We start from the raw sequence: 15,160 nt of genomic DNA on the forward strand, positions 1-15,160 counted from the left end.
TTGTCCCCCTTGGCCCCCGTGGCTACCCCCACCTACTACCACCCTGAAGGACGCAAAGTAATTTTTCTAGGTGATCTTGTGGATAGGGGACCTCGGATATTAGATACAGTAAAACTCGTGCGAAACATGATTGCGGCAGGAACGGGTTTTTGTATTCTTGGTAATCATGAAAACAAGTTGTTGCGGAAATTACGGGGTAAAAATGTTAAGGTGAATCATGGATTGGAGCAAACTTTAGCTGAAATTGAGGCTTTGCCGGAAGATGTGCGTCAACCTTTTACAAAACTGTTGTGTGAGTTCCTTGATTCCCTGATAAGTCATTATGTTTTAGATAAGGGACATCTGGTGGTTGCTCATGCAGGATTAAAACAGGAAATGCACGGACGGGGTTCTGGGGCTGTACGGGAGTTTGCTATATATGGTGAAACCACTGGAGAAATTGATGAGTTTGGTTTGCCAGTTCGTTACAATTGGGCGGCGGATTATCGCGGTGAAGCGATTGTTGTTTACGGGCATACTCCTGTTCCAGAACCCGAATGGTTGAATAATACTATCGATATTGATACGGGATGTGTGTTTGGTGGGAAATTGACTGCATTGCGCTATCCAGAAAAAGAACTGGTTAGCATTCCTGCTTTTCATACTTATTGCGAACCTGTTAAACCAATTGGGAATACACGGAATGGCGCTTCCTTGCAGCAGGAATATGATGATGTGCTTTATATTGAGGATGTCCTTGGCAAGCGCATCATTAATACCCAACTTAAATCTAAGATTACGATTCGAGAAGAAAATGCGATCGCAGCCCTGGAGGTGATGAGCCGTTTTGCTGCTAACCCCAAATGGCTGATTTACTTACCACCTACCATGTCCCCTGTAGAAACATCTCAAGAACCGGGTTATTTAGAACACCCAGTGCAAGCTTTTGCCTACTATCAAAGCAGGGGAATTACTGAAGTTGTTTGCGAAGAGAAGCACATGGGTTCGAGGGCGGTTGCGATCGTCTGTCGAGATGAGACAGCAGCCAGAAAACGATTTGGTGTAGTTGATGAGGGCATTGGAATTTGCTATACCCGCACGGGAAGAAAATTTTTCGAGAATTCACGCCTAGAGAAAGAATTTTTGACTCGATTAAATACCGCCCTTTCCCACAGCGGTTTTTGGGAAACATTTAATACAGAGTGGGTTTGCTTGGATTGCGAACTGATGCCGTGGTCTGCCAAAGCCCAAGCATTGCTACAGCAACAGTACGCGCCTGTTGGAATTGCATCGCGCCTTTCCTTAACTGATGCCGTAACCGTATTACAACAAGCAAGTCAACGGGGTGTAGATGTCAGCAACCAACTCAGTTCTTACCAAGAACGAGTCAAAATGGCACATCAGTACGTCAATGCCTACCGTCGTTACTGCTGGCCAGTTAGTGATATTTCGCACCTCAAACTTGCCCCCTTCCACATACTAGCAACAGAAGGAGCAGCCCATACCGATAAAGACCATCTCTGGCACATGGAACAAATCGCCAAAATTTGCCAGTCCGATCCGAACCTGCTTCTGGCGACAAACTACAAGGTAATAGATTTAACCGACGCCAACAGCCAAGCAGATGGAGTGCGTTGGTGGGAAGAACTGACAAATGCAGGCGGAGAAGGTATGGTCGTCAAGCCAATGCAATTTATAGTAAAAGAAAATCGCGATATCGTGCAGCCTGCAATCAAGTGTCGCGGGCGGGAATATTTGCGGATTATCTACGGACTCGAATACTCAAAAGCTGAAAATTTAGCACGCTTGCGTCACCGGGGACTCTCCCTCAAACGTTCCCTTGCCATGCGAGAATTTGCCCTAGGTGTTGAAGCATTAGAGCGATTTGTAGCTCATGCACCCCTACGCCGCATTCATGAATGCGTTTTTGGTATTTTAGCCCTAGAGAGCGAGCCAGTTGACCCACGATTGTAACCCACATTCCTCATTCTCTCGTTCCCAGGCTCAGCCTTGCTCTCGTCTCTCGTTCCCAGGCTCAGCCTTGCTCTCGTCTCTCGTTCCCAGGCTCAGCCTGGGAATGCAGTATGCGAGGCTCCGCCTCGCGTGGCAGAGGGCAGATGAGCACCGTTTGAAGTCATCCCGATCTTCAAGTTGCAATCTGTTGTTGATTGGCTTGCATACATAGATATCCTTGTAAACGAGCGAAAAACTTTTACCGCATTCCCCCATTCAGTCCCTACACCAATGACCTTTTACAAACATCCTCTCATGTACCAATCACCAATTGACTGAGGCGTTTTAAAATCCGCAATACATTGTACAAGTCATTTCCACGATTGCGAATATCAAAAACATTAGATGTGCCGTACTCTGGTATTTCTCCTTTCACTAATTTGATAAAGATGAAACTTCCTCCAGTTGTAATCATGCCATAGCTTGGTTTATCTGAATAAGGAGTACCTATGACATACCTAATTTTCAAAAAAACATATTACAATATAATACAATGATAGCTTACTGAGATGCGTTCGCGAAGCGCAAGCCTTACCCAGCTTATCGCCCAGCCGCGCAAGCTGTATCCAGCCGATCGCAATTCCACCACTCATACCAAGTTGAAAAAAGAATGAGACAAATAGGAGTGTGAAATTTACTCTAGGTAAAGCTTTCCCAATCCAAAATCCAAAATCTAAAATCCACGCATCCTGATATGGAAAGAATAGAAGTTGAAAAAAGAACAATTTTAATCGGGCTAGCAGGTAGCCACGGATACGGGTTAAATAGACCCGATTCAGATTATGACTATCGAGGTGTATTTGTAGCCACCAAAAATTACTATTTAGGATTTGACATTATTGAACAAAAAGACAGTGGATGGGATGAACCGGGAATCTTTCCATTTTTAGATGGGAATAAAGATACGGTTATATATGAAATTAGGAAAATAATACAGTTACTGGCAGGAGCCAATCCCAATATTTTAGAATTATTATGGTTGGAAAAATATCCTGTTTTAACAGCTGTGGGTCAAGAGTTACTTAATCATAGAAAAATATTTTTAACCAAGAAAGTCAAGCACACTTATTCCGGTTATGCCTTTGCCCAAATTAAGAAGATGGAAACTCATCGCAAGTGGCTGCTCAATCCACCACAAAAGAAACCCTTACCATCTGATTATGGAATAGAAGATGAAGCACCACTCACAAAAGACGAGTTACACGCTTTTCTAGAATATCTTTATCAATTAATTAGAGGAAAAATTGAATTCCTAGAAGAAGCAGAACAATTGTATAAGCTGCTGACAGCAGATATAGATTTTAAAGGTGTGCTCAAACAGTACCCTTTAGCTGATGAAGCTCTGGAATACACGCAAAAATTAACAAACAGCCATAAAGATTTTATTCGCTTGTTGAAAAAAAGCCAAACTTATCAAGTGGCTTTAAGAGAATGGAAAGCTTACCTATCATGGCAGGAAAATAGAAATCCGGCTAGGGCACAAATGGAAAGAAAATCCGGTTATGACCTCAAACATGGAATGCACTGCATCAGGTTGTTACGGAGTGGACTAGAAATTTTGCAGACAGGAGAGGTCATTGTAGACCGGAAAATTGCAGGTGATGCAGAGGATTTAAAAGCAATTCTTAGGGGTGGATATTCCTACGAGCAAGTCATGAAAATGGCAGAGGATTTAGTTGCTCAAATGGACAAGGTGTACGAAGTCTCTACTTTGCCAGAACGACCTAATTTAGAACAAATTAATGAATTGTGTATGGAACTTGTTGAAATGCAAGGATGGAGTTAGATTTTTGGGAAATTCTCATCCAGAATAATTTTCATACTGAAAGTGTTCGCGAGCAAGTTTTAGAAAATTTACCGCATCTGTACGATTGACAGAAGGAAAATTCTCTAAAAACTCTGAAAGAAAAAATCCATCGTCTAAATACTCTAATAATGATTGGGCAGGAACTCTGGTATCTCGGAATACCAACGTACCGCCCATAACTTCTGGGTCGGAACTGACTGGTTTTGGACTAAGGTAATCATTATATTTGTTAACTTAGTTATTACGATTTTTTTCTATTATATATAAGAGATAATTTATAAAGTAAACATTAAGCTCCTCTAGGTTGGGAAGTAAATATGCTTGGGAGTAGGAACTGTGGCTCAAGAACCAGATATGGTCTCTGAATTCAGCTTTGTCAACGACAGTGAGATGGGGGAACTCATCCGAGCATTTGATTGGGCAACGACGACCGTGGGGAAAGTAGAAAGTTGGTCGTCTAGCTTACGAACGGCTGTGAGCATTTGCCTGGAATCTGCTTTTCCCATGCTGATTTGTTGGGGAACCGAATTGGTGCAGTTCTACAATGACGCCTATATACCCATGTTAGGGAGTAAACATCCGAAAGCATTGGGGCAGCGAATAAGCGATTGCCGATCGGAAGCGTGGGAAACGGTTGAGCGCATTATTGGGCGTGTTCTGGAGACAGGCAAAACGGTTAAGTCTGAAGATATGCGGTTCATGATTCGTCGCTACGGTTATGACGAGGAAACGTATTTTTCATTTTCCTACAGTGCCATTCGGGATGAAGTCGGTCAGATCGGTGGCATTCTTTGTACGGTTAGAGAAACAACAGAACGGGTTTTGGCCGATCGCCGTCTCCGTATGCTGCGTGAACTGGCACTCAACACCACCGGAGCACGAACCGTTCAAGCGGCAGGGCGATCGCGCCAAGCTGCCGCTCGTCATCGCATTGACAGCGATCGCAAACAAGCAGAAGTTGCCTTTCGTCGATCTGAGGAACGCTATCGAACTCTGTTTGAGTCCATTGACGAAGGTTTTTGCGTCATCGAAATGCTGTTTGATGAAAACGACACGCCCTTCGACTACCGCTTTTTGGAAATCAATCCGGCATTTGAGAAACAAACGGGACTCGAACAAGCAGAGGGAAAAACGGCGCGTCAGCTAGCTCCGGATCTCGAAGATCATTGGTTTGAGATTTACGGTAAAGTCGCGCTGACGGGCGAACCCGTTCGCTTTGAGAATGGCTCCGCAGTGATGAACCGTTGGTTCGACGTTTATGCATTCCGTGTTGGGGAGCCTGAGAGCCGCAAAGTCGCAATACTTTTCAAAGATGTCACCGAACGCAAACGCATTGAAGACGAACGCAAACAAGCAGAAATTGCTCTGCGAGAAAGTGAAGAGCGGTTTCGCAACATGGCAGACAATGCTCCGTTCATGGTTTGGGTTACCGATCCAACTGGTTACTGCACCTACCTCAGCCAAAGCTGGTATGACTTTACAGGTCAAACTGAGGAAACAGGGCTAGGATTCGGTTGGTTGGATGCTGTGCATCCAGAGGATTACGAGTACTCTAAGAATATTTTCCTAGAAGCCAACAAGCGGGGCGATGCATTTAGACTGGAATACCGATTGCGACGCAAGGATGGTGAGTATCGCTCTTGTATCGATGCAGGTAGTCCCTGGTTTGGAGACGATAGTCAGTTCAAAGGATACATCGGCTCGGTGATTGACATCTCGGAGCGCAAACAAATAGAGGAAGCGTTGCAGCTCAGCCTCGATCGCCTCGATCTTGTTATAGAAGGCGCTCAAGTCGGGTTGTGGTACTGTGACTTGCCACTAGACAAATTAGTATGGAATGACCAGTGCAAAACGCATTTTGGGCTGCCATCGGATGCTGAAGTCTCAATCGACACCTTTTACGATCTGCTTCATCCAGACGATCGAGAACGAGTACAACGTGTCGTTGCTGATGCTCTTGAAAGGCGGGCTAATTATGACGTGGATTACCGCACTGTTGCTCCCAATGGACAAATGCGTTGGATTCGCGCCGTTGGACGAGTAACCTACGATATGAATCAAATCCCAAAGCGCTTTGATGGCATTACTATTGACATTACCGAGCACAAACGGCAGGTAGAGGAACGAGAACACCTGCTGCAACTCTCGCAATCTGCCCGCGAGCAAGCAGAATCGGCAAACCGCATCAAAGATGAATTTCTAGCAGTGCTGTCCCATGAGCTACGCACACCCCTTAACCCTATCCTGGGTTGGACTAGTTTACTTCGCAACAGCAGGCTAGATGCAGCAAAAACCGCTTATGCATTGGAAACCATTGAGCGCAACGCCAAGCTACAAGTGCAACTGATTGAGGATTTGCTCGATATCTCTCGCATTCTACGCGGCAAACTCAGTTTGAATGTGATGCCTGTCGATCTGAGTGAAGTGATTTCAGCCGCTCTTGAAACCGTTCGATTAGCAGCAGAAGCCAAGTCACTGCAAATTCAGACGGCAATTCCACCTACGGTTGGAACGATTAGCGGAGATGCAGGGCGGTTGCAACAGGTGTTGTGGAATCTTTTATCGAATGCAGTCAAATTCACTCCTCCAGGGGGTCAGATTACGATCGCATTAACAGTCGCTGGAACTCATGCCCAAATTCAAGTAACCGACACGGGAATTGGCATTAATCCTGACTTTCTACCTTATATCTTTGAACATTTCCGGCAAGAAGATGGCGCAACGACCCGGAAATTTGGCGGATTGGGGTTGGGGCTGGCGATCGCACGGCAAATTGTCGAACTGCATGGAGGTACGGTTCAAGCCGAGAGTCCCGGTGTTGGAAAGGGGGCAACATTTACCGTCAAGTTGCCGTTATTAGGGAGTAGGGAATTGGGAGTAGGGAGTAGGGGATTGGGAGTAGGGAGTAGGGAAGACAACTCCCCCCCATTACCCATTCCCCATTTCCCCCTCATGGGTATTCGAGTGCTTGTTGTTGATGATGAGGTAGACACTCGCGAGTTAATTGCTTTTATTCTAGAACAGGAAGGAGCGATCGTCACCTCTGTGCCCTCGGCTCTAGCTGCACTGGAAGTTATAGCCCAGTCTCAACCTGCTGTGCTCCTGAGTGACATTGGAATGCCAGAGATGGAGGCTATATGCTGATGCAACACATTCGAGCAATGTCACCAAGTCAGCCAATTTCAGCAATTGCCCTCACAGCTTTTGCTGGGGAGAGCGATCGGCAATTGGCACTAAAAGCCGGATTTCAGAAGCATATTTCTAAACCAATCGAGCCAGAGATGCTTGTGCAGGCGATCGCGAGTTTAATTGGAAACTGACTTTTCACCAGATAACCATTAGCCATTAGCCATTAACCATTAGCAATTAGCCATTAGCAATTAGCCATTAGCAATTAGCCACCAGCCACTGCAGGCACAATACTGACTTCATCACCATCTTTTAATGGTGTAGATGTCCCATCCAAAAAACGGATATCTTCGCTGTTAACATACAAATTCAAGAATCTGCGCGGTTGTCCGCTTTCGTCACATAACCGAGATTTGATACCGGGACAGTTCTTTTCTAAAGAATCGAACAGTTCGGCAACGGTACTGCCATGACAATCTAAGGCAGCTTGGTTATTTGTAAACTTCTGAAGGGCAGTAGGAACTAGAACTTTTACAGACATGGTTAATTGTTAGTTGTTAGTGGTTAGTTGTTAGTGGTTAGTGGTTAGTTGTTGTTCGACTATCTACTAACCACTAACTCATAACTAGACGAGAACTTGTTGCCATTCGAGGCGATCGAGTGTCCGAGAACGCTCTAGTGCTCTTTCAAAGCTGTCGAGCTTCGCTTCAATGGTTAAGGGTTCTCCAATGTAGCCCTGTACAGCTTCTTGGGTTTTCAAACCATTTCCGGTAATGTATACCACAGTGGTCTCATCGGGGTCAATCTTGCCTGCTTCTACCAATTTCTTCAGCACGGCAACGGTTGTCCCTCCTGCTGTTTCTGTGAAGATACCTTCTGTCTCTGCAAGCAGCTTGATGCCTTCGATGATTTCGGTATCTGTCACAGACTCAATATTACCATTTGTTTTGTGCGCTATATCTATAGCATATACACCGTCTGCTGGGTTGCCGATCGCTATGGACTTAGCTATTGTATTTGGTTTGACTGGTTTGATAAAGTCGCGTCCTTCTCTATATGCTTGAGCGATGGGCGAACATCCTTCTGCTTGTGCGCCGCTAAATTTAACGTTCTTGGCTTCCACCAAACCCAGTTCTACAAATTCTTGGAAGCCTTTGTAAATTTTTGTATATAACGAACCCGATGCTAGAGGTGCAACGATATGGTCGGGTAACTCCCAACCCAGTTGTTCTGCCACTTCAAAGCCCAGTGTTTTAGAACCTTCGGAGTAGTAGGGACGCAAGTTGATATTGACAAATCCCCATCCATGTGTATTTGCCACTTCCGAACACAGACGGTTAACTTGGTCGTAATTGCCTTTAACAGCCATGAGGGTTGGGCTGTAGATCAGGCTACCCAAAATCTTTCCCGCTTCCAAGTCAGCAGGAATGAACACGCAACAATCTAAACCGGCATGAGCTGCGATCGCTGCAGTAGAATTAGCTAAGTTCCCGGTACTAGCACAAGAAACTGTGGAGAAACCTAATTCCCGTGCTCTGGTGAGAGCAACCGACACCACCCTATCTTTAAAACTAAGGGTGGGCATATTGACGGCATCATTTTTAATGTACAGTTTATTCAGACCAAGGCGACGTGCCAAGCGGTGGGAACGAACCAGTGGGGTCATACCAGTTCCCACATCAATCGGATTTTCGCTGGCGACAGGCAAAAAGTGACGGTAGCGCCAAATGGAGTTGGGACCTGCTTGAATTGTTTCACGGGTGACTTTAGACCGCAAGGCGCTGTAATCATAGCTAACTTCCAACGGACCGAAACAGATCTCGCACACGTGGAGAGCTTTGAGTTCGTACTCCGCACCACATTCCTTACACTTCAAGGATTTAAAAGTGCCTGTGCTTGTTTGGGTATGAGTTGTTGTCGCCTGTGTCATAAGTCAGCCTTCCCTGTATGTCCGTCAACTTTGGTTTTGATAGTAACACGAGGGAAAATACCCGTCAAACATACCCGACAAATTTTGTCGGGATTGAAAAACTTATAGTAATAACTATTGGTCTACCACATTAATTTTGATGGGCTGTCACCTCGTTCCTAGGCTCCGCCTAGGAATGCCTGATTGAGAGGCTCCGCCTCCTGTATGGCGAGGCGGAGCCTGGGAACGAGAGAGGGACAATCGTTTCACTCATCAGAATCAATGTGGCGAACCACTATTGGTTCATCGCATTAATTTTGAGGGGTAGTGCGTTTACTTACCTATCAGAATTTATCTGGTGGAGACAAGGAAGCAATTGCAACGGCGGCTGCCCACAAAGTTCGATGCGTGCGTATAAATAACGAAGCTCTAGTCACTGTTGCCGAATTGGCACGCGGATGATGAATTCGGCTCCCTGTCCGAGTTCTGACCTACACAAAAGAGACCCCCCGTGTTTTTCCGTAACAATTTGATAGCTAATCGATAAGCCCATACCTGTTCCTTTGCCCACAGGTTTTGTCGTAAAAAAGAGATCGAACAGGCGTTGGCGAACCGATTCTGGAATACCCGGACCATTATCGGCAATGCGGATTTCAACTTGATAATTATCCACTTGCTCGGTGACAATGGTAATAGTTGGGTTTGTCAGAATCTCTCGCTCGCTCGGTAATGACTGTTTTAAAGCATTGGTTGTGCCGATTGATTCCAAAGAATCGATCGCATTACTCAATATGTTCATAAACACCTGATTCAATTGCCCTGCATAGCATTCCACTAATGGCAAATTTCCGTAGTGTTTGATAACTTCTATACCAAGGCTGTCTGACTTTGCTTTCAGGCGATGTTGCAAAATCATTAAGGTACTCTCAATCCCGTCATGAAGATTAACGCTTTTCATTTCGGCTTCATCCATGCGAGAGAAAGTCCGCAGGGAAGCAACAATTTTTTGAATCCGTTCTGCGCCAATTCGCATAGAGGAGAGTAGCTTGGGTAAGTCTTGAAGGAGAAATTCTAGGTCAATGACTTGTGCTTGTTCCTGAATCTCTAGGTGGGGAAATGGATAATGTTTCTGATAAAGTGCCAACAATCCCAGTACATCTTGAGTGTACTCCTTGGCATGGGTCAGGTTACCAAAGATAAAATTGACTGGATTGTTAATTTCGTGAGCAACTCCTGCTACCAATTGCCCCAAGCTTGACATTTTCTCAGTTTGCACGAGTTGAGCTTGGGTGAGTTGCAGTTGGTGCAGGTACTGTTCGAGTTGAGTCGCTTTTTCTCGCTCTCGTGTTTCAGATGCTTGCAATGCTTCGTTTTTCGCTTCGAGTTCTTCTGATTTGGCTTCAAGTTGTTGGGAGTAGGTTTGCAGGTTAGTGTAGAGACGGGCGTTGTCAATGGCAATGGAAATTTGAGCGCTTAATAAAGTCAGTACCTTCACTCTTTCTGAGGTGAACGCACTTCCAATCAGATGATTTTCCAAATAAAGAACACCAATCAGTTTGCTAGAGTAAAGCAGAGGCAAGCATAAAATTGATTTAGATTGGTGCGTCATGATGTAAGTGTCCGTTGCAAAGCGCAAGTCTTTAACCGCATCGTCTAACACCAAGTGACTTCTGGTTCTTTCTACATAATTGAATAAAGCAACTGGGAGTAAGGGAGAATTGGTTTCACCTTCTGAGTCAACAGTCACGCTAATGCCCTGACTTTCAACAATTCCCGTAGCCTCTGGTATCCATTGATGTCCGTGCTTGGTCAGAAAGTAACCTTGGATAGCACCAGCATTTTCAATGACAATTTTCATCATTTTTGCCAGCAAGTGACTCAGCACCATTTCTTCTGAAAGCACCTGTGAAGCTTTCATCACCGTCATCAAGTCGAGAATTTGACTGCCTCCTGCAAGCGTGGAGTTTGTCTGAGTCAGTTCCAAATAATTCGTTTCTGGCTTTCCTATACTTAGCAATATTTCGCGGTAAGCCGTTTCGCGTCTACCCACAATCAATTGTGGGTATTTTTCTTCTAAATCTTTGGCTTTAGCAACAGCCCCCCAGTGAATGTAACCATAATAGGCGTCTGTTATGTAAGTCTTGGCTATTTTCTCTCTGCCCAAAGACAAATGAAAATCAGCCGCCAATTCATTTGCTAGAGCTTCTTCCTGTAAGTATCCTTGCTTATTTGCTCCTTGCATGGAACGTTCGTAATAATCAACAGCTTTTTCATACTGTCCTAAAACCCGTGCTTTCTCAGCTTCCACTAACTCATACTTATGCTTGAAATTTGATGGCGCGTGGTATGCCCATTTTTCCATCTCATTTTGATTGGCTAAAACTTGGGCGAGATACTCTTCTTGTTGCTTTGGCTCGGCTTGATTGTATAAAGCTAATAAACTTAAAGAATAGTAAAAGTTAGTTTGGGCAATATGTATCATGCCCACCAAAGTGTTGGTGTAATTAAAGGCTAATTTGGCATATTCAAGGGAGGAAGCATAATTTTTAAATAAATAGTATAACGTACTTTTTAAAACATAGTAAGAAAACAAAGCCATGTGATTTTGAGAGTTCGTCAAAACACTTACGTCTGTTTCTTCATTAAAAAAGTCTCCCGACAAAATCTCTGTGTTCTCAAATTTTTTGGTTAAATTTAAGACTCCTTGTATCCATAGACTGGTATAATCAATATCAAATTTTTGATGGTATTTTTGAATAAGATTGAAATACTTAGTTTGCTCCCGATAAACCTTTTCTAAAGGCTCACCCATAAAAAAGATAGAGTTGCAATAAAAAGTAGCACAACGACAAGCTAACTCTAAATCTCCAGTTTCCAGCGCACTTTGAATGCCCTCCTTAAAAGGCTCGATCGTGTTCCTTGCGGGTTCGTTCCACTGTCTCACAAAAAAGTTATACACCCCATAGACTTTAGGCTTAAACTCTTTAGCGTTCATTTTGTCCAATAGCTTTAAGCTTAATTGACCAAATCTATATCCAGATTTAAAGTCAGAAAGCATTCCAATTAGGTTCATAGCATAAAGAGGATATGCATAAATAGATGGTGGTGAATTACCATATTCAACCGATAAATGTATCGTTTTTAGGATGACTAGTGGAAACAGATGAGGAGCAGCAACAAAGATAGATGGTATCATTGTGACTAGAATTCGTAGCGTGGCAATCTTATAGCGATCGCTCATTTGCGGTAAGTCGGCTAAATCCTCAATGCTCTTTCCAGCTAAGATATTTTTGGGGTCAATTAATTGCACCAAAACACTAAAATCTTCTGGCATTTCAGGCAACGGCTCTCCCAAAAGATTTAAGGTTTCCAGAGCAGTATCTATTGCTGCTTGCATTTGGTTTTGAGCAATATAATACTGAATTTGTGTCTCATACACGGGAACTTTTTCCAGTAAAGTTCGAGCATTTTGAATAACAACAGCACTCAGTTGTTTTGCCCGTTCAAAGTTAGTGTTGAGATATTCTGTGGCGACTGTTTCTACATAAAGTGCTAGCGTTAAGTCATACTGATGCCAACTAGAATTAGTTATCAGTTCTAAACCCACATTTAAATACTTGACAGCCGATTCATAAGCTGTAGCTGCTTTTGCTTTTTGACCTGCTATCAAATTCAGTTCTGCTAGTTCGTATTTTTCTGACTCAGATATCAATAAGTCAGCCCCATAATTCAGTTGGTTCACCAGCGCAAAAACATTTTCTCTGCGTTCTTCCGCAGTAGTATTTTGCAGAAGCAATTGACCGATTTTTAAGTGCGTTGCTTTTTTTTGTTCATCGGGAATGAGAGAATAAGCCGCTTGCTGTACGCGATCGTGTAAAAACTTATAGTCAACCTTGACATCTGTTAAGGCAATTTCTCCTGATTCTTCCTGACCAAACACTAAAGGAATTTTGTAATCTTGACTTAATGGCAAAATCAACCCCGCTTGAAGTGCAGACCATAATTGGGCTGCAGTCGTTAGACAAGAGGCTTCGTTAACTATCGCCAAGACATCTAAGTTAAAAGTGTTACCAACACAAGCAGCTAGTTTGAGTACGTTTTGCGTCTCATGTGACAGTTTGCGAATGTTTCTCGCCATGAGTTCAACAACATTCAAGTCAGTAATACCAATCGCTTGTATATCTTGAATATCCCACTGCCACATCCCTAACTGAAAGTTGTAGGTTAACAAGTCTTCTTGATGTAGAGTTTTCAGCAGTTGCGTTAAAAAGAAGGGGTTTCCTCCAGTTTTATAGAACAGTAATTCTGCCAGTGCCTTGCTGCATTCAGTGGTATTCAATGTATCGCCAATTAACGCTTCCACATCCTTTAACTGCAACGGTAACAGGATGATGTTATTCACCACTGCACCAGCCGTTTCTATCTTAGACAAACTCAGCATGAGTGGATGGGTTGGAGATACTTCGTTATCCCGGTATGCTCCTATCAATAATAAATAATTGCGATCGCTATCTGTCATCAATAGCTCTATTAAGTTCAAAGATGCCGAATCTGCCCACTGTAAGTCATCCAGAAACAGCACCAGGGGATGCTCTTTAGCCGTAAATACCCCAACAAATTGCCCAAAGACACGATTGAAACGATTTTGAGATTCTGCGGCACCCAGTTGTGCTACAGGTGGCTGAGTCCCAATAATCAGTTCCACTTCTGGAATCACATCGATAATGACTTGCCCGTTTTCCCCCAATGCAGTTAACAGTTTGTCCTTCCACCCTTGGATTTGGGCAACGCTTTGAGTCAGTAACTGCTGAATTAAAGATTGGAAAGCTTCAATCAACGACGCATAAGGAATGTTGCGCTTGAATTGGTCAAACTTACCCGCAATAAAATAACCCCTTGTCCCAACAATCGGTTTGTGAACTTCATTGACAACACTCGTTTTGCCAATCCCCGAATACCCAGAAACCAGCATCAATTCGCTGCTACCAAAAGCCACACGTTCAAAAGCCTCCATTAACCGCGTGACTTCTGCTTCCCGTCCGTACAGCCTTTGTCCGATTGAGAATTGCCCCGATTTATCCCTTCTTCCCGGTACAAAATTTTCAATTGTGCCAGTCGTCTGAAGTTGAAACAAGCATTCCTCTAAATCTGCTTTCAGTCCCCAAGCACTTTGATACCGCTCCTCAGCTGTTTTCGCCAACAGTTTTAAAATAATCGCGCTAATCGTCTCTGGCACTTGCTCTGTGACGCGGCATACAGTATCTTGACAGGGTGAGGCGGGTTTTTTCGCAATGTGACAGTGTACCAACTCCATAGGATCGGTGGCGTGAAACGGCAAAGTGCCTGTTAGCATTTCATATAAAGTCACACCCAAAGAGTAAAAGTCAGTCCGATAATCGATCGCTCTGTTCATTCTACCCGTTTGTTCGGGCGACATATAAGCAAGAGTCCCTTCGAGCAAACTCAAATGATTCAAGGTAGGATTTTCTCGGTCGAGGCGCGAGGAAATACTAAAATCAATGAATTTGACTTCACAAGAGTTAGGGTCAATCAAAAGATTTTGTGGTTTAATATCTTTATGAATAATCCCTTGAGCGTGCAGTTCCCCTAAGGTGTGTGCCAAGTTAATCGCTACCTTCAAGAAAGCCATCAAGCTGGTTGTTTGAGTTGCGATCGCCTCTTTCAGCAAGCAACCCCGAACATCTTCCAAAACCAAAGCTAGACTGTGTTGGTAATTCTTTAACTCGTAAGGTTTAACAACACTAGGAATATGCAAAGGTTGAAGGATTTGATACTCGTGACGCAGCCGTGCAATTTCTTCCAAGGGTGGATGTTCGTAGGACAAAGTTTTGACAATAACCGAAATGTTATCAATTTCTCGCCGTCCTCGATAAATAATAGTTTTACCCCCAGAGTAAAGGATATCGAGAAGTTGATAACCGGATAAAGTAGCTGTCGTCATTGTCTTCTTGCTGCAATATAAACATTCTTACTATGCCCATATGGCTTGCTATATGTAATATACTATACAAAAATATACAGGTTTTTACTGGACAAAATGTTGGGTTTCGTTCCTCAACCCAACAAAGCTGGTTATGCTGTGGAAAATACTGTTTGAAATAGCTGTTTTCTAACAGCTTGTCATCCATAAATTTTTCAAGAAGTCCATACTTCTACTGAAGCTAAATACAGGAATCAAAAGTTACATTCTTGTAAGCTCAATTTCTCTTAATGAGAATTGCTGAGGAAGGATGAAGTATGAAGGATAGATGAAATTTTTATCCTTCATCCTTTATCCTTGATACTTTTTTTAGTCATTTGGG

General features: G+C 43.6%; 7 protein-coding genes and 2 pseudogenes. 4 read left to right on the forward strand and 5 right to left on the reverse strand.

All coding sequences use genetic code 11. The features are described 5' to 3' along the window. Positions 1 to 1,953 (forward strand): polynucleotide kinase-phosphatase (locus F7734_RS36165; protein WP_155749317.1); only part of this gene is annotated, 1,953 nt, incomplete at its 5' end. Between the two features lie 292 nt (positions 1,954 to 2,245). Here the strand turns inward: F7734_RS36165 and F7734_RS36170 are convergent. Beyond that, positions 2,246 to 2,449, reverse strand: a pseudogene (locus F7734_RS36170) (restriction endonuclease subunit R); the annotation flags it as partial. A gap of 237 nt (positions 2,450 to 2,686) precedes the next feature. Between F7734_RS36170 and F7734_RS36175 the strand changes: the two are divergent. Continuing rightward, on the forward strand, positions 2,687 to 3,778 hold the full coding sequence (locus F7734_RS36175; RefSeq protein WP_155749318.1) for a nucleotidyltransferase domain-containing protein: 1,092 nt from the start codon (positions 2,687 to 2,689) through the stop codon (positions 3,776 to 3,778). 15 nt (positions 3,779 to 3,793) lie between these two features. Here the strand turns inward: F7734_RS36175 and F7734_RS36180 are convergent, their stop codons facing one another. Further along, a complete protein-coding gene (locus F7734_RS36180) occupies positions 3,794 to 3,976 on the reverse strand; it encodes a DUF433 domain-containing protein (RefSeq protein WP_155749319.1) in 183 nt (60 codons plus the stop codon). Positions 3,977 to 4,303: 327 nt separating this feature from the next. Between F7734_RS36180 and F7734_RS61040 the strand changes: the two are divergent. Beyond that, positions 4,304 to 7,119: pseudogene (locus F7734_RS61040) on the forward strand (PAS domain S-box protein). A gap of 74 nt (positions 7,120 to 7,193) precedes the next feature. On the opposite strand, the gene F7734_RS36200 reads toward F7734_RS61040, so the two are convergent. Then, positions 7,194 to 7,469 (reverse strand): MoaD/ThiS family protein, encoded by a 276-nt coding sequence (locus tag F7734_RS36200; protein WP_155749320.1) that lies wholly within the window; start codon positions 7,467 to 7,469, stop codon positions 7,194 to 7,196. Between the two features lie 84 nt (positions 7,470 to 7,553). Then, complete coding sequence (gene thrC / locus F7734_RS36205; RefSeq protein ID WP_155749321.1) at positions 7,554 to 8,858, reverse strand: threonine synthase; 1,305 nt, start codon at positions 8,856 to 8,858, stop codon at positions 7,554 to 7,556. A 306-nt stretch (positions 8,859 to 9,164) separates the two neighbouring features. Between thrC and F7734_RS65630 the strand changes: the two genes are divergently transcribed. Then, positions 9,165 to 9,299: a hypothetical protein gene (locus F7734_RS65630; RefSeq protein WP_279239803.1), complete on the forward strand. Its 135-nt coding sequence runs from the start codon at positions 9,165 to 9,167 to the stop codon at positions 9,297 to 9,299. Here the strand turns inward: F7734_RS65630 and F7734_RS36210 are convergent. Next, a complete protein-coding gene (locus F7734_RS36210; protein ID WP_155749322.1) occupies positions 9,271 to 14,799 on the reverse strand; it encodes an ATP-binding sensor histidine kinase in 5,529 nt (1,842 codons plus the stop codon). The genes F7734_RS65630 and F7734_RS36210 overlap by 29 nt on opposite strands. Positions 14,800 to 15,160: the final 361 nt, after the last annotated feature.

It is taken from the genome of Scytonema sp. UIC 10036, from assembly GCF_009725235.1.

Excerpts from the sequence above, each read along its gene's own strand:
- thrC (WP_155749321.1), bottom strand. The coding sequence starts at position 8,858 with ATGACACAGGCGACAACAACTCATACCCAAACAAGCACAGGCACTTTT.
- F7734_RS36180 (WP_155749319.1), bottom strand. The coding sequence starts at position 3,976 with ATGGGCGGTACGTTGGTATTCCGAGATACCAGAGTTCCTGCCCAATCA.
- F7734_RS36175 (WP_155749318.1), top strand. The coding sequence starts at position 2,687 with ATGGAAAGAATAGAAGTTGAAAAAAGAACAATTTTAATCGGGCTAGCA.
- F7734_RS36200 (WP_155749320.1), bottom strand. The coding sequence starts at position 7,469 with ATGTCTGTAAAAGTTCTAGTTCCTACTGCCCTTCAGAAGTTTACAAAT.
- F7734_RS36210 (WP_155749322.1), bottom strand. The coding sequence starts at position 14,799 with ATGACGACAGCTACTTTATCCGGTTATCAACTTCTCGATATCCTTTAC.